The organism is Gilliamella sp. Fer4-1 (assembly GCF_001690515.1).
In the GTDB taxonomy this organism is placed as follows: domain Bacteria; phylum Pseudomonadota; class Gammaproteobacteria; order Enterobacterales; family Orbaceae; genus Gilliamella; species Gilliamella apicola_C.
Genome location: NZ_LZGZ01000254.1, coordinates 1 through 19,783, shown reverse-complemented (window position 1 = coordinate 19,783; position 19,783 = coordinate 1). Strand labels below are relative to the sequence as shown.

Annotated in this window: 18 protein-coding genes; 12 read left to right on the top strand and 6 right to left on the bottom strand. The window is 35.7% G+C overall.

Annotated elements, in window-relative coordinates:
- Positions 1 to 731: 731 nt before the first annotated feature.
- Together A9G30_RS08865 and bamE are read right to left on the bottom strand one after the other, a co-directional pair.
- The gene (locus tag A9G30_RS08865; protein WP_065588704.1) at positions 732 to 1,094 is read right to left on the bottom strand and encodes a hypothetical protein; all 363 of its coding nucleotides are present in this window, start codon (positions 1,092 to 1,094) and stop codon (positions 732 to 734) included.
- Positions 1,095 to 1,576: 482 nt separating this feature from the next.
- The gene (gene bamE / locus A9G30_RS08860; RefSeq protein ID WP_065588703.1) at positions 1,577 to 1,999 is read right to left on the bottom strand and encodes an outer membrane protein assembly factor BamE; all 423 of its coding nucleotides are present in this window, start codon (positions 1,997 to 1,999) and stop codon (positions 1,577 to 1,579) included.
- A 208-nt stretch (positions 2,000 to 2,207) separates the two neighbouring features.
- On the opposite strand from bamE, the gene A9G30_RS08855 reads away from it, so the two are divergent.
- Entirely contained in the window at positions 2,208 to 2,819 is a 612-nt protein-coding gene (locus A9G30_RS08855) for an FKBP-type peptidyl-prolyl cis-trans isomerase (protein WP_065582721.1), read from the top strand.
- Between the two features lie 60 nt (positions 2,820 to 2,879).
- On the opposite strand, the gene A9G30_RS08850 is transcribed toward A9G30_RS08855, so the two are convergent.
- Entirely contained in the window at positions 2,880 to 4,109 is a 1,230-nt protein-coding gene (locus A9G30_RS08850) for an MFS transporter (RefSeq protein WP_065582720.1), read from the bottom strand.
- A 130-nt stretch (positions 4,110 to 4,239) separates the two neighbouring features.
- Here A9G30_RS08850 and dapB point away from each other — a divergent pair, with 130 nt between their 5' ends.
- From dapB to tamB, 5 genes are all read left to right on the top strand, one after another.
- Positions 4,240 to 5,061, top strand: coding sequence for a 4-hydroxy-tetrahydrodipicolinate reductase (gene dapB / locus A9G30_RS08845; RefSeq protein WP_065588702.1), 822 nt, complete (start codon positions 4,240 to 4,242; stop codon positions 5,059 to 5,061).
- Between the two features lie 7 nt (positions 5,062 to 5,068).
- Positions 5,069 to 5,566, top strand: a complete 498-nt coding sequence (tadA, locus tag A9G30_RS08840; protein WP_065582718.1) for a tRNA adenosine(34) deaminase TadA — start codon at positions 5,069 to 5,071, stop codon at positions 5,564 to 5,566.
- Positions 5,567 to 5,698: 132 nt separating this feature from the next.
- Positions 5,699 to 6,238, top strand: coding sequence for a hypoxanthine phosphoribosyltransferase (hpt, locus tag A9G30_RS08835; RefSeq protein ID WP_065567268.1), 540 nt, complete (start codon positions 5,699 to 5,701; stop codon positions 6,236 to 6,238).
- 17 nt (positions 6,239 to 6,255) lie between these two features.
- Positions 6,256 to 7,971, top strand: coding sequence for an autotransporter assembly complex protein TamA (gene tamA / locus A9G30_RS08830; protein WP_065588701.1), 1,716 nt, complete (start codon positions 6,256 to 6,258; stop codon positions 7,969 to 7,971).
- Between the two features lies 1 nt (position 7,972).
- A complete protein-coding gene (gene tamB, locus A9G30_RS08825) occupies positions 7,973 to 11,794 on the top strand; it encodes an autotransporter assembly complex protein TamB (protein WP_065588700.1) in 3,822 nt (1,273 codons plus the stop codon).
- A 12-nt stretch (positions 11,795 to 11,806) separates the two neighbouring features.
- Here the strand turns inward: tamB and mnmD are convergent, their stop codons facing one another.
- Positions 11,807 to 12,559: a tRNA (5-methylaminomethyl-2-thiouridine)(34)-methyltransferase MnmD gene (gene mnmD, locus A9G30_RS08820; RefSeq protein WP_065588699.1), complete on the bottom strand. Its 753-nt coding sequence runs from the start codon at positions 12,557 to 12,559 to the stop codon at positions 11,807 to 11,809.
- Positions 12,560 to 12,647: 88 nt separating this feature from the next.
- On the opposite strand from mnmD, the gene A9G30_RS08815 reads away from it, so the two are divergent.
- The 6 genes from A9G30_RS08815 (at position 12,648) to A9G30_RS08790 (ending at position 17,441) form a co-directional block, all read left to right on the top strand.
- Entirely contained in the window at positions 12,648 to 13,379 is a 732-nt protein-coding gene (locus A9G30_RS08815; RefSeq protein WP_065567264.1) for a 1-acylglycerol-3-phosphate O-acyltransferase, read from the top strand.
- 3 nt (positions 13,380 to 13,382) lie between these two features.
- Positions 13,383 to 14,153 (top strand): methyltransferase domain-containing protein, encoded by a 771-nt coding sequence (locus A9G30_RS08810; protein ID WP_065588698.1) that lies wholly within the window; start codon positions 13,383 to 13,385, stop codon positions 14,151 to 14,153.
- Positions 14,154 to 14,263: 110 nt separating this feature from the next.
- The gene (rfaD, locus tag A9G30_RS08805; protein WP_065567262.1) at positions 14,264 to 15,190 is read left to right on the top strand and encodes an ADP-glyceromanno-heptose 6-epimerase; all 927 of its coding nucleotides are present in this window, start codon (positions 14,264 to 14,266) and stop codon (positions 15,188 to 15,190) included.
- Positions 15,191 to 15,205: 15 nt separating this feature from the next.
- Positions 15,206 to 16,255, top strand: coding sequence for an ADP-heptose--LPS heptosyltransferase RfaF (gene rfaF, locus A9G30_RS08800; protein ID WP_065582713.1), 1,050 nt, complete (start codon positions 15,206 to 15,208; stop codon positions 16,253 to 16,255).
- Positions 16,255 to 17,217 (top strand): lipopolysaccharide heptosyltransferase RfaC, encoded by a 963-nt coding sequence (gene rfaC, locus A9G30_RS08795; protein WP_065588697.1) that lies wholly within the window; start codon positions 16,255 to 16,257, stop codon positions 17,215 to 17,217. The genes rfaF and rfaC overlap by 1 nt, the downstream gene beginning before the upstream one ends.
- A gap of 23 nt (positions 17,218 to 17,240) precedes the next feature.
- Positions 17,241 to 17,441, top strand: coding sequence for a YaeP family protein (locus A9G30_RS08790; RefSeq protein WP_065580077.1), 201 nt, complete (start codon positions 17,241 to 17,243; stop codon positions 17,439 to 17,441).
- Here the strand turns inward: A9G30_RS08790 and A9G30_RS08785 are convergent.
- Entirely contained in the window at positions 17,434 to 18,846 is a 1,413-nt protein-coding gene (locus A9G30_RS08785; RefSeq protein WP_081295782.1) for a heavy metal sensor histidine kinase, read from the bottom strand. The genes A9G30_RS08790 and A9G30_RS08785 overlap by 8 nt on opposite strands.
- A complete protein-coding gene (locus A9G30_RS08780; RefSeq protein ID WP_065567284.1) occupies positions 18,824 to 19,510 on the bottom strand; it encodes a heavy metal response regulator transcription factor in 687 nt (228 codons plus the stop codon). Before A9G30_RS08780 ends, A9G30_RS08785 begins: the two co-directional genes overlap by 23 nt.
- Positions 19,511 to 19,783: the final 273 nt, after the last annotated feature.

Below are 19,783 nucleotides of genomic sequence, written 5' to 3'. Positions count from 1 at the left end.
AATTTAAGGCTTATTGTATCATAGATAAACCTGTCCGTGCAGACAAAACACCTCACTATCGTTGCACCGTTGAAATAAAAAAGCCAAGATAATTAATCATCAGCCAAAAGTATTTAGCAAGCAACAAATAATAAAAGTATGGGTTACAAACCAATTATCGGAAATAGAGCAATTCTGGACATTATTAAAAATAATATATTGTGTAAATTTTCATCAATAGTGACATTGCAAGTATGCAATTATCTACTCTAAATGCCCATCACATCATTGAATATTGTAGAATGCCTAGCGGTATCAAGAACTAAACCTGCTGCTATCAACCGAAAAGAGATGATAGAAAATGACTAAACACAGCATAAGAAAAATAAAAAAAAGAAATTGTCAATTCTCTGGAAGCGAAGAAAATATATAAAGATGCTGATAAAGCTTGGAAACTACGAAAAATTTTAATTGGGCTCGTGAACATGCAAACCATTTTTAGGTATCTTGGCGCATATAAGGTATAGGAACTTGATATATAGCAAATATTTATCTAACCAGCTAACAAATGCCAAGGTTACTTTTTTATCAAAATTAGTAAAATTTTTTAGTGAGTGGTAACTGATCAACCTCTATTACGTATATTTAACTCAATTATGAAAATTGATATTGAGCCCGCGTTTTATATAAACGTAACATATGAGAATATCGAGCTCTTTAAAATCAGGAACAACACAAACAAAAAGAATCATCTACCAAGATAATGTCTCATTGTCGGCTTGATTATTTTCTTCATACATCATTTGTATATTGATATAGCTACACATATCTAGACCACTAGTACAATAATCGCGGATCACTCGATCCATTATTTTTCTATTTTTTGCTTGAGTCGCTTTTTTAAATGCATTTAAATTTTCTCGTTCCATCATTCTTAAATTTGATGCTTGGCACATATCTAATTTACCACAATAGTCTTTTTTAACATTATCCTTAATATATTCCATAACTTCTTCCTTTTGAGCTTCTGAACCATCAAAGTCCATTGGATGAATAAATTTAGCGTGTGCAGCAGTGGAAAATAACATTGCGGTTAATATTAATTTTTTCAACATAAGGATTTCCTGTCTTGTTTATTGATTTTTATTAATAATACACTTTTTATATTGTTTATGAAAGTTTAAAAATTTAAAGTGGAGTATTAGAATAAATACCGTGTTTTTATTAATCGGTAAATTTAACACACCAACAATACCTCTATTTTAAATAGCAGAACGAAACCTCGGTATGAAAACTAGATGAACGGCAAAAAAACTGAGAATGGTACATGTCAAAGATCTAGCAGATTAAATCGACATACAGAGACAAAAAGCAGAAAAGAGTTAGAAAAAGCTGATAATTAATAGGTTGGGGGCTTTGCTCTTGAAAATCTTCATGGCTATTGGAAATATTTTCTAATTATATCTATCGCTTCAATTATTATCACTATTCTTTCTTTTTTAAGTAATGGCTAGTATTAATAATTAAAATTGTAATTTTTTTATGTTTAAATAGTATAAATCAAAAAACCTCATGATTTAACGAGGCTTTTATTTTTTTAAGATTCAGGAGTAGAATTCTCATCATCAGATTTGACATCAATTGGATCTGATATACCTTGTTTGTTCATCTCTTCTAACGATTTAGAACCCGCTAATTCTGTGGTTTTGATATCTTTTACTATGCCCATTTCATCAAAATAGATAGCAAAATTTCTTTGGCTAACGCCACCATGTTGTGGTTGCTGGCGGAAAATATAATACCAAATGTTATCACCAAAAACAGAAGTTAACATTGGTGAGCCCATAATAAAGACAACCTGTTCTTTGCTTTGACCAACTTGTAATAGCTCAATAGCATCTGGTGTTACATAATTACCTTGGTTGATATCTGGTCTATATACCCAACGTTCAACAACTGAACATCCCGTTAATAAAACACTTGCTACAATTGCAAAGGCGGTAAATTTACGAAACAGCATCTAAAATTATCCATAAAAAAAATTATAATTTATATTATCGCTGATATTTTATCTAAGTGCTAGCCAAATTGATAAATTCTTTCACAATTAGCTAATAAGCTAAGCTAACATCAGACCATCATGCGAATTATTGCTTGACTTTTGTTGTGGTATCAACCAACTTAATAGCGTCACAATAAACATTATTTTTAATAATAAAAGGTAAAAAATGAAATTAGAGACAACAGAGCAAAAAGCAAGTTATGCTATTGGATTACAAATTGGGCAACAATTAAAAGACTCAGGATTAAATAATTTAGAGCTTAATGCATTAAAACTTGCAATGGAAGATGTTTTAGCGGGTAACCCTCCTGCCCTGCCTTTACAAGAACTACATGATGCATTACGCCATGTGCATGAACAAGCAACGAAAGAAAAAGCCAAACAAGCCGAAAAAATGGCTCAAGCAGGTAAAGATTTTCTTGCTAAAAACATTGAAAAAGATGGTATTAAATCAACTGAATCTGGTCTACAGTATGAAATCATTAAACAAGGCGACGGTGCTTTACCTCAAGCGACCGATCACGTTCAAGTTCATTATACTGGGCAATTAATTGATGGCACGGTATTTGATAGCTCTGTAGAGCGTGGTCAACCTGCTGAGTTCCCAGTTAACGGTGTAATTAAAGGATGGGTAGAAGCGCTACAACTTATGCCTGAAGGGTCAAAATGGCGCTTATATATTCCTCAAGAATTAGCCTATGGAGCTCAAGGTGCTGGCGCATCAATTCCACCATACAGCGCATTAATTTTTGATGTTGAACTATTAAAAGTTTTATAAAAGTTATCTAAAAATTTTATAGATAGGTATGGACGCAATTTGACGTCCATCTGTTTTAAGCTATTGTTTTGCGTGTTTTGCGACAAGCGGTAATTGTTTAGGAAGGAAATAAGCAGTCACAGCCGCCATCAACAATAAGATGCTAGCCGTACCAAAGGCAACTAAGTGGGTATGTAAATTATCATAAGCCCATCCACCAAGCCATGAGCCAATCATTGCGCCCACTTGATGAAAAAAATAGGTTAATCCAGAAAGTAATCCGACAAGCTTTACTCCATAAATATCAGCGGTAATTATGCCCGATAATGACAAAGCGCCCGCCCAAACCAGCCCTCCTACTGCTGCGATAGTAAAAAGCTGCCATTTGCTTGATGCTAAAATAAGAGCAATAAAACCTAATCCTCGGATTAAATAAACCATCATTAAAATATTTTTTCGTTGCACTATATCAGAAAGATACCCCAACACTAGGGTGCTAAAAATAGCGACTAAACCGATTAAACCTATACCGTTAGAACTGGTGATTGAATCAAATCCGTGATCAACGAGCATTGGAACACCATGTGTTCCTAATAAATTCATACTAAAACCACAGGTAAAAAGCCCAAAGCTTAGCTGCCAAAATGGACGTGTTTTTAATACGTCCATAAGTTTGATGCTATCATCTGTTTTTTGATTGATAACAGGATCTATATTCGGTGTTGCAATTTCAGATTGATTATCTTTCATAATAAAAAAGGCAATAGGCAATGCCATAATCATGAAGATCACCGCAAACGAAACTAGTGTGGTTTGCCAACCATAAATTGGAATGAAGAAAGCAAAAACAGGTAACATCACCGCCATGCCAGCCATACTGCCTGTTGATAGAATAAATAATGCTAACCCTCTTCGTTTGATAAACCAACGCGCCACAATAGGCGTAAAGCTGACAGAACCGACAAAAGAAGTACCAAAAGATAACGCAATACCAAAAGACAAGAAAAAGTTCCAATAATCATGAGAGTTCGCAGACCAAACCGTTGAGGCAATAATAATTATTGATCCTAATATGAGCACAAAGCGAGTGCCATATTTACTCTCTAAATATCCCGCTATTGGCGTGGCGATACCCGAAAAAAGCATACCAATAGCAATAATGCCAGAAAGTACGCTGCGACTAAAACCAAGATCGTTTGCAATGGGAAGAAAAAATACGCCCATGCTCATCCTTAATCCGCTAGAAAGCAACGTTAAAAGCGAGGCTGCAATAACAATATTCCAACCAAAATACCAAGGAGATCGCATCATAATTTTCACCTCTTTTTAAATAAAAAGCGCTCGAAATTTGTAGTATTTAAATTTGACATTATGTATAAGTTGCTTATTTTCCGCTATAATATTTATTTATCTATAGCCATAAAAAGTTAAGGAAAGTTATATGTCAACAAATATGATTCGTATCGCAATTGCGGGTGCTGGCGGAAAAATGGGACGACAGCTCATCCAAGCCGTTGCACAAATCGAAGGCGTGACTTTAGGTGCAGCATTTGAGCGCGAAGGCTCATCGTTGCTTGGTAGTGATGCAGGTGAACTGGCTGGAATCGGTATTTGTGGCATTAAAGTTACTGATAATTTACAACAAGCAAAAGATCAGTTTGATGTATTGATTGATTTCACCCGCCCAGAAGGTACGCTGACTCACTTAGCATTTTGTGTCGAAAATAAAAAAATGATGATTATTGGCACCACCGGTTTTGATGAGGCAGGTAAACAAGCGATTGCCGATGCAGCAAAAAAAATTGCTATTGTTTTTGCTGCAAACTTTAGTGTTGGCGTTAACCTAGTGCTAAAACTATTAGAAAAAGCAACCAAAATCATGGGTAATTATACTGATATTGAAATCATTGAAGCCCATCACCGCCATAAAGTCGATGCACCATCAGGCACCGCATTAGCCATGGGCGAAGCGATTGCCGATGCACTTAATTGCAATTTAAACGATCGTGCTGTTTATTGTCGTGAAGGTCATACTGGCGAAAGACCACAAGGCGCTATTGGATTTGCTACTATTCGAGCAGGTGATATTGTTGGCGAACATACCGCTATCTTTGCAGACATTGGCGAACGGGTTGAAATTAGCCATAAAGCGTCGAGTAGAATGACCTTTGCCAATGGTGCCGTGCGTGCAGCACTATGGCTTGCCACACAACCCGTTGGTTTATATGACATGCGTGATGTGTTAAATCTCAATAACCTATAGTCGTAAAATGTTAGATGAATATTGGATGCAACATGCATTAATGCTTGCTAAACATGCCGAATCTATAGGCGAAATACCTGTAGGTGCGGTAATTGTTAATGAACATAATCAAATTATGGGTGAAGGCTATAATCAACCCATAAGTAAACATAATCCTACGGCTCATGCTGAAATTATGGCTATCGAGCAAGCAGGAAAACTTTTAACTAACTACCGCCTAATCAATACAACTCTTTATGTCACGCTTGAGCCTTGTATTATGTGTGCTGGTGCCATTATTCATAGTCGTATTAAACGTGTTGTTTATGGTGCAAGCGATTACAAAACTGGCGCCGCAGGTTCTTTTATTGATATTCTTGCTTATCCAAGTATCAATCACTATGCTGAAGTTACTGGCGGAGTGCTGGCTAATGAATGTAGTACTATTTTAAGTGATTTTTTTAAAAAACGGCGTTTACAAAAAAAGAAAGTTAAAGAGAGTGGTCAGACGGTTTTAGGTAACTAAGCATTTCAGTATAAAATATTAAAATTCATTCTTACCATAGTTTGATAAAAAGTAAGTTTGCTTATTCTTTTTATCAAGGAAAATTGCTAGAATCTAATTAAATTTTTTTGAAAATTAACTTGAGCATTATTAATGAAAAAACACGAATTAAGCATGATGATATCATCAGATGATATCCAAAAACGAGTAATCGAGTTAGGTCAACAAATCAGTAAAGATTATCAACATAGCCAAAATGAGCTAATCTTAGTTGGACTTTTACGTGGTTCTTTTATCTTTATGGCAGATTTAAGCCGAGCCATTACCGTTGGACACGAAGTCGATTTTATGACAGCATCAAGTTATGGTAATGCGGTGGTAAGTAATCGGGACGTCAAAATATTAAAGGATTTAGATGAAGATATCCGTGATAAAGATGTGTTGGTTATCGAAGATATTATTGATACCGGTAATACGCTTAGTAAGGTGATGGCGATTTTAAAATTACGTCATCCGCGTAGCATTGAAATTTGTACGTTATTAGATAAACCGTCACGTCGTGAAGTAGCCGTACCCGTAAAATATATTGGATTTTCCATTCCTGATGAGTTTGTGGTTGGCTATGGTATTGATTATGCACAACATTACCGCCATTTGCCTTATATTGGACATATAAAATTACTTGAATCTTAACAAATATCGAGGTGTATGTGTCACGATTTTCTTGGTCATTAGGCTTGCTTTTAGTGATATGCGCTACATCAAGTTATGCTGATATGAAGTTATCAATTAAGGGATTATCAGGTGAACTTGCTGACAATGTCGATGCTCGTATATCATTAATCGCCCCCAATAAAATTGATGATACGCCCAATTTTAAGCGTTATTTTGAAAATGAAGTGCAAAAATCGCTTCGTGCATTAGGTTATTATTCACCGACTTTCGAGTATAACGCGCAAAATCCTAAAGTTCTTGTTGTCAATATATCACCAGGCGAGCCTGTGCTCGTTAAGCAACTCAATGTGAATATTACTGGTGAAGGTCAACACGATCCCGATTTTGAATATTTACAAAAAAACAACTTACCCAAAATCGGTGATATATTAAATCATGGTGTTTATGAATCATTTAAGAAAAACCTGCAAGATTTATCACTAAAAAAAGGTTACTTTGATGCCAATATGCCCAAGCATCAGTTAGCGGTTTTACTGTCTGAACATCAAGCTTTTTGGAATATTGATTATACAACAGGTAAACGCTATCGATTTGGTAAAGTCACTTTTCATAATACCAAAATCCGTAAAGATTATTTAGCTAATATTGTGCCATTTAAAGAGGGCGAAGAATATACGGCAGAGCAGTTGTCATTATTAAATAGGCGCCTTACCTCAACAAACTGGTTTAACTCAGTTGTAGTTGTGCCTGACTTTCCTCATTTAACAGAAGATAAAATACTCCCAATTGATGTCGATACATCGCCTAGAAAGAAAAATAATATGGATCTTGGATTAGGATTTTCAACAGATAACGGTGTGCACGGAAAAATTGGCTGGAACAAACCATGGCTCAATAGCCGTGGGCAGAGTTTTCAAAGCAATTTATCGCTATCCTCGCCAGAACAATTGGTTACGATGAGTTATAAAATTCCCTTAAAAAAATCACCACTTGAACAGTATTACACCATTCAAGGGGGTTATAAAAAGATTGATAATAATGATACTTACTCACAATCTTATACGTTTGGCGCTTTACGCAACTGGGATAATTTTTATGGTTGGCAAACCGCTTTAGGTTTTAATGTATTACGTGATGATTTTACCCAAGGCGATGCTAGCTTTAGAACATTTTTATATTATCCATCACTTAGCTTATCTAGAATTCGTTCTGACGGTAATTTATTAACAATGTGGGGAGATTCTCAACGTTATTCGCTTGAAGCTGCTGGTGAATCATTAGGCTCTGATATTAATCTGATGCGCTTTCAAGCACAACACGCATGGATTCGCTCGTTACAAAAATCCCATCGATTTATAGCTCGTGGGAATTTTGGCATTATACAAGCAAACAATTTTGACCGTGTTCCACCGTCATTTAGATTTTTTGCTGGTGGTGAACGTAGTATTCGAGGTTATAGTTATCAATCTATTTCACCTAAAGATAAAAAAGGCAAGTTAAAAGGAGCTTCAAAACTTATCACTGGCTCACTTGAATATCAATATAATTTATCTGGCTCATGGTGGGGAGCCGCATTTGTCGATACAGGAGAAGCTATTGACAAAGTTGATAGAACTAAATTCTATACAGGAACGGGGATCGGCATTCGCTGGGCTTCACCTGTTGGCCCAATAAAAGTCGATTTAGCAACGCCACTTAACCAAAAAAGCGGTTCTATTCACCTATATATTGGTTTAGGAAGTGAATTATAAAATGAATAACAACACGGCTAGAATTAAAAAAGTAAAAAAATTAAAACTGATACGTAAATGGAAAAAACGAAGCGTTGCCATTTTATCAGTTATCGTTTTTCTCACTGTTTTTACTATTCTACTTATCTACACAAGTTTAGGTGTCAAAATAACCACTTATGTTTTAAATAAATTTTTACCCGAGCTAAAAATTGCCCAAGTTGAGGGTACGTTTCATGATCTACATATACAAGGGTTCTCCCTTGAATTACCAGGTGTTAATGTTCAAGTCAATGAGGCTTCATTGTCACTTTCTGGGCTTTGCTTACTAAAAACAGAAGTGTGTGTAGATCAATTTAATGCCAATGGGGTAAAAGTTTCCATTAACACCGAACAAATTGGCAGTTCGCCAAGTGAATCAAGTGAGCCAACAAGTGAACCTAATGAAGAAAACCTCTTCAAGCTCAAAACACCATTACCGATAGATCTTAAACAGACCCACCTAACGGATGTCAAGGTTATTGTTGATGATATGCAATTTGGCATGTCAGACTTTACAGGGAAAGCCACATGGGTAAATAATCAGATTTATGTTTACCCTGCTGTTGCAACAGATCTAAGTGCTATTTTTGCGGATAAAACACTGACAAATCAAACCGTAACAACAACAGACAAAGACATTGCACTTAATGAAAAAATTACCGAGATTTTTAATCAACCGCTAATTGATTCATTGCCCCAAGTTAATATCCCATTAGATATTAATGTCACAAGTTTAACCGGTAATCATTGGTTATTACATATTGGTGGACAAGATTATCGATTTAATAACGTTGCTATTCAAACCGATATTGTCAATAGTCACATTATTGTAAAACAAGTGGAATTTGATGCTAGCACCCCTTATGCCAATGGACATACTTCTGCCTCGGGCGAAATTACATTACACGATAACTGGCCTGTACTAGCATTAATTAAAGCGAATACTGAACAAAACCAATTAAATGCTCAGTTTTCAGGAAAATTGCTTGGCGAACTATTAGCTAATATAAAGATGAGTGGTTTAAATCAAATGGCTATGAGTGGGCACCTTAATTTTATTGAAAAATACTTACCTATAATGGCTCAACTTGAAGGTAAGCATATTCAATGGCCAATTGAGGGATCAGCGCAATACCAGCTAGATGATTTTTCAACATCAATAAAGGGGAATGTAAAACAGTATCAACTGTCAGCCAAAGGTAATATAAAGGGACAAGAACTAGCCAATACCAAGTTTGAGATTGTGGGCACAGGAACCAACCAAGACGCAATGATAGAGCGTGCCAACATAAAATTACCGCATGGGGAAATTAATGTAGCGGGAAATATAAGTTGGCTACAAGCATTACAATGGGATACAAGCATAAAGCTAAATAATGTCGATCTCACTAACGAGCTACCAAGTTATCCTATTCGATTAAATGGTCTATTAAAAACAACTGGTAAGCTTGAAGAGGGTAAATGGGCGTTTAATTTACCCGACGTACAGTTAAAAGGTAATATTAATCATGCTGATTTTTTTGCATCTGGTAGTATGTCTAGTAATTCCGAAAATAAAGTTACTGCAAATAATCTTGCAATTAAATGGGGTAAAAATCAGATAGGTTTAAATGGGGCGAACGATAAAGGCAACTTGTTAGCAAAATTGAATCTTGAATCATTACCGCTATTAGTTGATGGTATGCAAGGATCTATTGCTGGAAATATAAAACTCAATGGCACATCTGATAATGCAATCGTAGACACGAATTTAACCATTAATTCACTATCTTTCGATACAATAAAAATAGCTAAAGCCAATGTTACAGGCAAAGTGGAATATAAAAACCAAGCCAGTGGCAACATGAAGTTAACGGCTCAAACAATAGAGCTACCTGGTCAAACAATCAAAAAAGCCAATATTGAACTATCTGGCAGTGAAAACCTTCATACTTTAACGGTTGATATTGATGGTGAACCAGCATCATTGAAAACTTCGTTAATAGGAAAACTGAATAAAGCGCGTACAAAATGGAACGGAACGATTCCTCATGCCCTACTTCACTTAGGCAATAATAACAATTGGCAGCTCACTAAATCAGTGGACTTATCTTATGATGTAGCCCATCAAGTGCCCAGTATTAATGCCCACTGTTGGAATAATAATCAGTCAAGTATTTGTCTTGATAAACAATTATCATTAACTAATAATACCAATACAAGCATTACCTTAAAAGAGATTAATCTGTCTAAATTGCCCATTCCAACCGATGGTGAAACCAAACTTGCAGGTAATGTTAATGGTAAAGTCATCATACAATTTAATCATGGTAGTATGCTACCATCAATCAAAGCCAATATAACTAGCTCTGATGTTTATATTCAACAAATGCTTACCTCAAAAGCGCTGCCTCTACCTTTCGATCTTTTTAAAATAGAGGCTGAGTTTAATGAGCAACAAGCCAAACTCGATTGGCATTTTAGTTTAAATAAGCTAGGAAAAATCAATGGTAACCTTGTTATCACTGATCCAGTAAAACAAAAAAAATTAAGTGGTCAATTAAATATCAATCAATTAGCTTTAGCAATTATTAATCCGTTATTGGATAGCAAAGATTATGCTAAAGGCGCTATTAATGGCACGGTTAAATTTTCTGGATCACTAAATGATCCGTTACTAACTGGAAGTATTGGCTTAAAACATAGCGAAATAAAGTCAAGTCAATTACCCATTGATATTAAATCAGCCAAAGTTGATATCAATTTCAATGGAAAATCATCCACATTAAAAGGTATTTTAGCTACGCAAGCAGGCAATGTTAATATTAATGGTAATGCCAGCTGGAATACCTTTGACAAATGGCAAGCTTCGTTAACCGTGAATGGGGCTGCTATGGAAGTTTCGGTGCCGCCAATGATTGTTATGACCATTGTTCCAGATATTAAAATCAATGCGACACAAGACGAATTAACATTATTAGGTAAAGTTAACATACCAAAAGGGAAAATAACGGTTGAATCACTTCCGCCATCAAGCATTGATGTATCTCCTGATGAAGTTATGCTTGATACAAATCGAAAAGAAATTAAACCACAAAAATTTGGCATGAACATCTTTAGCCATCTTGAGATCAATATTGGAGATAAAGTCACTGTTGATGCATTTGGGTTAAATGCCTCTCTTAAAGGTAATCTGATTGCGACACAAACCAATAAAGGACTTGATCTGCATGGAGAAGTGTTGATACCAACAGGTCGGTTCCACGCCTATGGGCAAGATTTAATTATTCATAAAGGCATTATCACATTCTCAGGATCGGCAGATCAAGCTAGGCTTGATATTGAAGCTATACGCAATCCTGAATCAATGGATAATAGCAATATCATGGCGGGAATTCGCGTTACTGGATCGTCTCAATCACCTAAAATTGAAATATTCTCAGACCCAGCTATGTCACAACAAGAAGCCCTTTCCTACATAATTCGCGGTCAAGGGCTTGATAGCACAGAACAAAGTGATAGCGACATGATGACAGCACTGCTAGTTGGTATTGGCACAGCAAAAACAGGTAAATATGTTGGCGATATCGGTAACCTATTTGGTATCAAAAATCTAACACTTGATACACAAGGCGCAGGCAATAGCTCTAAAGTTGTGGTTAGCGGTTATATATTACCTAATTTGCAACTCAAATATGGCGTTGGTATATTTGATTCATTAGCTACATTTACTTTACGTTATCGTTTAATGCCGAGCCTCTATTTAGATGCCACATCAAGCTTAGCGCAAACATTAGATCTAATTTATCAATTTGATTTTTAAGCTGAATAAAACTTAAATAACCATTTTGCCTTGCCAAACTCCTTGGCAAGGCTGCTTATCTTTATAACCAATTAACATTTCACGCTTAACCCCATACCCCTTACGTTTAAGCACGTTAAATCCTGCATTAAGCAAATTTCGCCGCACAAATCCAGCCGCAGTAAAAGTGGCAAATGAGCCATTTAAGGCAGTTAATGCATAACAATCTTTAAATAAGGATTCTGTCCACATATCTGGATTTTTTGCTGGCGAAAACCCATCAAAAAACCAAGCATCAACAAGTACCTTTTGTTTAGTTAAAAATTTCGAAAAATGGCTGATATCAGCATAACATATCGCTAAACTGACGTTATCAAACTGGCAAGAAGAGTTAATTAAACCGTTTTGAAGTCGCCTAGCTAACAAAAATAGGGGGGTATTTTTAGAAATCACACTATCATGAACCTTTATTAATTCATCTAACGATAGTGGGTATTTTTCGATACTAAAAAAAGTAAGGTATTTAAGTATATGTTCTGGGTTATGACGCCTAAAATGCAAAAAAGATTGCCATAAGATCAAAAAGCTCAATCCAGAGCCAAAGCCTGTTTCGCCAACAACAAAGGTATCTTTGTTATGCTCAACAAAGCGTTGCTGTAAATTATTACCATCTATAAATACATATTTTGTTTCATCAATTGCGCCTTGCGTATTAAAATACACATCATCAAAATAAGTAGAAACAGGTATCTGATTTTCATCCCAAATAATAGTCGATTTATGCATAAACCTCCTTGAATAACTGTTTTTTAACAAACTGTATATTAACTCAGATTATGTATATAATACGCCAAATCAACTTATGAGGTAAATTATGGTATTTCTTTTTCGCTTAATTAGCGTTGTAATAATTGGTATTATCATTTGTGTCTTAGGCATCATTTTTTGCCTACTTAACCCAAGAAATCCCAAAAATGTAGCAAGATTTGCTCATTTGTTTGGGTTTGTCTTTAAACCCATAATGGGTATAAAAGTTGATACTCGCATCTACCCTGATATTGATAAATTAGGTAGTTGCGTATATATCGCTAATCATCAAGATAATTACGATGTAATCGTAGCCGCTAATGTACTACAGCCCAAAACGGTTACCGTAGGTAAAAAAAGCTTAGCTTGGATTCCTTTTTTTGGGCAACTTTACTATCTTACAGGCAATATTCTTATTGATCGGGACAATAAATCAAAAGCGCGCAATACAATCGGAAAAGTCGTCAATGAAATTAAGAAACGCGGTATATCTATCTGGATGTTTCCTGAAGGCACTCGTAGCCGTGGTCGAGGACTATTGCCATTTAAAACAGGTGCATTTAAAGCAGCAATTGCTGCTGGTGTACCAATTGTGCCAATTTGTGTATCGCAAACCAATGACATTAAATTAAACCGTTTAAATAATGGCCATATGATTGTTGAAATGCTAGAACCAATTGAAACCAAAAATCTATGCAAAGAAGATGCTAGAGCATTAATGGAACAATGCTACACGAAGATGGCAAACAAAATAGCACAAATAAATGATGAAGCAAAACAGTTGAACAATCAAAAATAACTTATGAATAAACAAGATCGCAATTTTGATGATATCAGCAACAAGTTTGCACAAAACATTTATGGCACAACCAAAGGTAAAATTCGCGAAGTGATAGTTTGGCAAACACTAGAAGAGATCCTAGCAACCTACCCACCTAATAGGCCACTAACCATACTTGATGCGGGCGGAGGGCAAGGTCAAATTGCCTGCCGTCTTGCAAAACTTGGGCATCAAGTCACACTTTGCGATATCTCAGAACAAATGTTAGCACTTGCTAAACAAAAAGCACAGATAGAAAACATAAAGATAAATTGTCTTTGCTGCCCGATTCAGCAGCTTGATAGCTTAATTAACCAACCTTTTGATTTAGTTATTTGTCATGCTGTATTAGAATGGATCGCTGAACCAATTGCATTATTAAAAGCATTAAAAAAACATCTTAAACCCGATGGCTACTTATCGTTAATGTTTTATAACTATCATGCCCTTTTATTTAAAACTGTCACATTAGGCAATTTTGGCTATACACAAGCAGGTTTAGCTAAGCGCAAAAAAAAGACGCTTTCGCCCGATTTTCCAAGGGAACCCATTGATGTATATCAATGGCTTAATCAAATCGATTTTACCATCCTACAAAAAACAGGCATTCGTATTTTCCACGATTATCTTGCCAATAAAGCCAAAGCTGAAACTCACTTTGAGCAACTATTAGAACTTGAACAAAAGTACTGCCAAACTGAGCCTTATCTTAATTTGGCCAGATATATTTTAGTTACAGCAAAATTAAGATAATTTTATAAATAGTCTGGCTTTCATTCACGTTTTTTAAAATGATTACTCGAAAATTTTGCCATAAATCGGTATCATAAGCGGATTGATTTTATTGGTTAAGGAAAATAAACATGATCGTGGTAACAGGCGGCGCTGGATTTATTGGTAGTAATATTGTTAAAGGTTTAAACGACCAAGGATATAAAAATATCTTGGTTGTTGATGATTTAACTGATGGCACAAAATTTGCCAATTTGACTGATTTAGATATTGCTGATTATATGGATAAAGATGAATTTATTACAGCCATTATCAGTCATGAAGATCTTGATATTGATGTCATATTTCACCAAGGTGCTTGTTCATCAACCACTGAATGGAATGGCAAGTTTATGATGGAAAATAACTACGACTATTCCAAAGATTTATTGCATTACTGCTTAGACTTCAACATTCCATTTTTGTATGCTTCCTCTGCCGCCACTTATGGCGGGCGCAGTGATAACTTTATTGAAGATCGCGCTTATGAAAAACCATTAAATGTCTATGGGTATTCTAAATTCTTGTTTGATCAGTATGTAAGAGGCCTATTACCACAAGCTAACTCGCCAGTTTGCGGATTCCGTTATTTTAATGTCTATGGACCTCGCGAATCACATAAAGGCAGTATGGCCAGTGTCGCATTTCATTTAAATGAACAAATTAATAAAGGCGAAAAACCGAAACTATTTACTGGTAGCGATAATTTTAAACGTGACTTTATTTACGTCAGTGATGTGGTTGAGGTCAATTTATGGTTTTGGAAAAATAAAATCTCGGGGATTTATAACTGTGGAACAGGCCGAGCAGAATCATTCCAAGCTGTTGCCGATGCAGTGCTTAATTACCATAAAAAAGATGAAATTGATTATGTTCCTTTTCCTGAACACCTAAAAGGACGCTATCAAAGCTATACGCAGGCTGACTTAACTAAATTTAGGCAGACAAAATGCCCAATCGAGTTTAAAACTGTTGCAGAAGGCACCGCAGAATATATGAAATGGCTAAATGAGCAATAAAAAGGATCTGATCAAATGAAAACACTCATTATCGGCCCTTCATGGGTTGGCGATATGATGATGTCGCAAAGCCTATATCGTACATTAAAACAACTTGATCCCAGTAACGAAATTGATGTGCTAGCACCAGCTTGGTGCTCTGCACTATTAAATAGAATGCCAGAGGTGAATCAAGCAATTACAATGCCATTGGGTCATGGTGAGTTTGCTTTAACAAAACGTCGTGAGATAGGTAAATCACTGCGAAATAATCATTATGATCAGGCCATTGTATTGCCCAATTCATTCAAGTCAGCATTGATACCTTTTTTTGCAAAAATTCCTAAACGCACTGGTTGGAAAGGCGAAATGCGCTATGGAATATTAAACGACTTACGTAAACTTGATAAACAAGCTTTTCCATTAATGGTTGAACGCTATATTGCGCTTGCTTATCCTAAAGATCAAATTCATTCAGCTTCCGATTTACCACATCCGCTATTGTGGCCAAAGCTCAATGTCAAGCAGGATGAAATAACTCAAGCTCTATCAACCTTTTCAATAACTCAAGAAGAGCCTTTAATTGGTTTTTGCCCTGGTGCTGAATTTGGACCTGCCAAACGTTGGCCTGATTATCATTACGCTACACTTGCCGATATGCTTGTTAAACAGCATGCCAAAATTATTATTTTTGGTTCAGCAAATGATAAAAATGTAGGTGAACAGATTATGGCAAAAATGACCTATGCAAATAAATGCATTAATTTGGCTGGTCAAACTCAATTGGAACAAGCCGTTAGTTTAATTGCAGCTTGTAAAGCGATTGTAACTAACGATTCTGGATTAATGCATGTGGCAGCTGCGTTAAATAAACCGTTGGTGGCTCTTTATGGGCCAAGTAGCCCTGATTTTACTCCGCCGCTATCAGATAAGGCAGAAATTATCCGTTTAATGACTGGATACCATCGTGTTCGTAGAGGTGATACCGAGCAAGGTTATCATCAAAGTTTAATTGATATTAAGCCAGATAGTGTTTTTGAAACATTAATGAATCTTATTATGCGTTGTCAAAAGAGTAATGAATAATGCGTGCATTAGTTGTTAAAACATCTTCAATGGGTGATGTGCTACATACATTACCAGCTTTGACCGATGCAGCCAATAGCTTATCTAACATCACATTTGATTGGGTAGTTGAAGAAAATTTTACTCAAATACCTAGCTGGCATTTTGCTGTCGATAGAGTAATTCCTGTTGCGATAAGACGTTGGCGAAAAAATTGGTTTGCTAAAAATGTTCGTCAAGAACGCCATAAATTTATCCAAACACTTAGCCAGCAAGAATATGACTGTATAATTGATGCACAAGGGTTAATTAAGAGTGCTTTTTTAATCACACGCGAAGCACGTGGCATTAAACATGGTTTAGATCGAAAAAGCATAAAAGAACCCATTGCAAGTTGGTTTTATGATGTAAAACACAGCATACCGAAACAAATGCATGCTATTGAGCGCATTAGATTATTGTTTGCACAAAGCCTACAATACAAACAGCCTGACTCAATTGGCGATTATGCAATTGCTCAACATTTTTTATCTTCATTACCCAATGATAATCAGCAATACTTGATTTTTTTACACGCAACAACGCGAGATGAAAAGCATTGGAATGAAGAAGCCTGGCGAAATTTGATCAAACTGGTTGAACCAACAGGCTTAAAAATAAAATTACCTTGGGGAGCGCCACATGAGCAAGCACGGGCAATTCGACTAGCTCACGGGTTTAAACACGTCGAAGTGCTACCCAAACTATCGCTTTCCGACATAGCAACCATTATTGCTGGGGCAAAAGCAGTGGTTTCAGTAGACACCGGATTAAGCCATCTAACCGCAGCACTAGATCGCCCAAATATCACTTTATTTGGTGAAACTGATCCAAATTTGATTGGTGGTTATGGAAAAAACCAATTTAGCATTATCTCAAACGAAAAAATGATGCAAACTATTCAAGCCGAGCAAGTTTACCAACAATTGACTAATTTTTTATAACGGCACCTCAAGGAGCGAATTTAATGAAAAAATATAGCGATCTTATTTATGAAAAATACGCACAAATTGGCAGTAATGATCTCGGTTATATTGAAGATGCCTTAGGTGCTGTCATGCAAGTGTTAAATGAAGTTGTGCTTAACGACCTTGTACCACAAGAACTAAAAGATAAAGCTGCTTATGCAGCAGCTAATTTATTGATTAGTGACTTTGATGTTAAATAGCAGTTGGTAAATTGATAATAAAGCGTGTCGATTGCTCGTCAGATTCGGCAGAAATCGTACCTTTATGCGTTTCAATAATAGATTTAACTATCGCAAGCCCTATTCCAGTGCCCGCGCTATCATTTCCGTTACGATGGCGTGATTCCTCAACGCGATAAAATCGGTCAAAAAGATGTGGCAAATGCTTACTGTCAATTTTTTTACCTGGGTTAGAAATAACAATTTGCACACGTTTTTCATTCACTTGCTTTAATGTTATGGTTATTACCTGATTTTCTGGAGTATAACGAATAGCATTAGATAAAATATTACTGATTGCTCGTCCCAACATCATTTTATCACCTTGAATATGAGAACAATTACCACCAAGGTTGAAAGTGATATTTTTCTCGTCAGTCAGTGGCTCAAAATACTCACACATTAATGTGATCATATTATGTAAATCAATATCAATTAAATTAGGCACCAATTGGCGATTATCTGCTTGAGCCAAAAACAGCATATCGGAAATCATCTGTGACATTTTTTCATATTCTTCCAAATTAGAGTATAAAATCTCACGATATTCATCTGTCGTTCTAGCATTATTGAGCACAATTTGCGTTTGAGTAGTTAGATTAGTAATTGGAGTTCGCATTTCATGGGCAATATCCGCTGTAAAATTGCGTTGCCGATGAAACACATCCTCCATACGATTAAGCATATCATTAAATGCTTTGACCAAACTCACGTATTTAATTGGCACTAAAGAAGTAGGGATACGGTAATTCAAACTTTTAAGGTTAATTTTTTCAATCTTTTTAATCAATCGATTAATCGGTTTTTGGGTAAAATAGATACTAATAAAAGAACCAATTAATACCAAAATACAAGCAATACCAATAAGTAAACCTAAACCGTCACGTAAACGTCGAATAAATTCAATCTGTAGATCACGACCAATAGCAACGATTGTGGTATAGTGCTTGCCATTTTCAATGGCAACATATGAGGCCGCAACTCGATATGATGATTTATCTTGATTCCAAATATCTGTTCTGTGATTTTCAACAATGTTATCAAAATCAATTTGAGTTTTAGCAAAAGCTAGATTGGGTCCACGAGTTCGGTAGACTATTTTTCCCTGATCATCAATAATATAAACAAATAACCGATGGTGCCCTGTCAAAATTAATAACAAATTTTGAATAAACTCATCACGGTTCTCGTCGGGAGAATAATAAACAAGCTCACGCTCAATAGAGTCAATAACCGAATTAAGTTCGGACACATTTTGCTGAATTGAAAGTTTTTCAAAAGAACGTTCAATTAGAAAGCTGAAGCAATAAAGTAAACCACACGTTATTAAACAAACAATAAGAGGCAAACGTAATGAGATTAACTTATTCGGGTTCATCCAAGACATCTAACTTATACCCCATTCCGCGGACTGTATGAATTAATTTAGGCTCAAAATCGGCATCAATTTTATTACGTAAGCGTCGAATTGCGACATCAATGACATTGGTATCACTATCAAAGTTCATATCCCAAACTTGAGAAGCGATTAAGGAACGTGGTAATACTTCACCTGGGTAACGTAAAAAATACTCTAATAATAAAAATTCTTTATTGGTTAAATCAATGCGCTTATCGCCACGTGTTACCGTACGCTTAGGAAGATCCATGACTAGATCAGCAATACTCAATTGAGAATTATTAACCTGTGGGACATTACGTCGAAGCAAGGATTTAACCCGAGCCAGTAATTCAGCAAACGAAAAAGGTTTGACCAAATAATCATCTGCACCTAAGTTAAGGCCTTTTACTTTATCCTCAACACTGCCCATAGCAGTGAGCAACATAATTTGGGTATCTTTGCCAGCCTCACGCAGTGACTGAACAATTTTCCAACCCACAATGTCAGGTAACATGACATCTAAAATAATTAAATCGTAATCTTCTGTCATCGCTCTATGATAACCATCAAGACCATTGTTTGTTAGATCAACAACAAATCCAGATTCAACTAAACCTTGACGAAGATACTCACCTGTTTTTTGCTCATCTTCAACTACTAACAATTTCATATTTGAATACTTCCTTTGTTGTTTGCCTGATTGTCGAAATTGCATAATACTGCTATAGAATAAATGATAAACATTAAATCAATCATGATATATTAATGACCATTTTGTAATGTTTATGTCACCAATCAGTTGGTTTGTCTTTGCTATAGTAGCTACACAATGATTCATGAGGCTAGACATTATTGTTTCATTGTTTTATTTCCTTTCATCCATTCCTTGCAATTTAATGCAGCCCTAGTTTATCTAGGGTTTTTTTTATCTAATTTGGCGCAA

Coding starts and splice junctions, on each gene's coding strand:
- hpt (WP_065567268.1), top strand. CDS start 5,699: ATGAAAAAACACGAATTAAGCATGATGATATCATCAGATGATATCCAA.
- A9G30_RS08855 (WP_065582721.1), top strand. CDS start 2,208: ATGAAATTAGAGACAACAGAGCAAAAAGCAAGTTATGCTATTGGATTA.
- mnmD (WP_065588699.1), bottom strand. CDS start 12,559: ATGCATAAATCGACTATTATTTGGGATGAAAATCAGATACCTGTTTCT.
- tamB (WP_065588700.1), top strand. CDS start 7,973: ATGAATAACAACACGGCTAGAATTAAAAAAGTAAAAAAATTAAAACTG.
- rfaD (WP_065567262.1), top strand. CDS start 14,264: ATGATCGTGGTAACAGGCGGCGCTGGATTTATTGGTAGTAATATTGTT.
- A9G30_RS08810 (WP_065588698.1), top strand. CDS start 13,383: ATGAATAAACAAGATCGCAATTTTGATGATATCAGCAACAAGTTTGCA.
- A9G30_RS08865 (WP_065588704.1), bottom strand. CDS start 1,094: ATGTTGAAAAAATTAATATTAACCGCAATGTTATTTTCCACTGCTGCA.
- A9G30_RS08790 (WP_065580077.1), top strand. CDS start 17,241: ATGAAAAAATATAGCGATCTTATTTATGAAAAATACGCACAAATTGGC.
- rfaF (WP_065582713.1), top strand. CDS start 15,206: ATGAAAACACTCATTATCGGCCCTTCATGGGTTGGCGATATGATGATG.
- A9G30_RS08850 (WP_065582720.1), bottom strand. CDS start 4,109: ATGATGCGATCTCCTTGGTATTTTGGTTGGAATATTGTTATTGCAGCC.
- tadA (WP_065582718.1), top strand. CDS start 5,069: ATGTTAGATGAATATTGGATGCAACATGCATTAATGCTTGCTAAACAT.
- A9G30_RS08815 (WP_065567264.1), top strand. CDS start 12,648: ATGGTATTTCTTTTTCGCTTAATTAGCGTTGTAATAATTGGTATTATC.
- A9G30_RS08780 (WP_065567284.1), bottom strand. CDS start 19,510: ATGAAATTGTTAGTAGTTGAAGATGAGCAAAAAACAGGTGAGTATCTT.
- A9G30_RS08785 (WP_081295782.1), bottom strand. CDS start 18,846: ATGTCTTGGATGAACCCGAATAAGTTAATCTCATTACGTTTGCCTCTT.
- bamE (WP_065588703.1), bottom strand. CDS start 1,999: ATGCTGTTTCGTAAATTTACCGCCTTTGCAATTGTAGCAAGTGTTTTA.
- rfaC (WP_065588697.1), top strand. CDS start 16,255: ATGCGTGCATTAGTTGTTAAAACATCTTCAATGGGTGATGTGCTACAT.
- dapB (WP_065588702.1), top strand. CDS start 4,240: ATGTCAACAAATATGATTCGTATCGCAATTGCGGGTGCTGGCGGAAAA.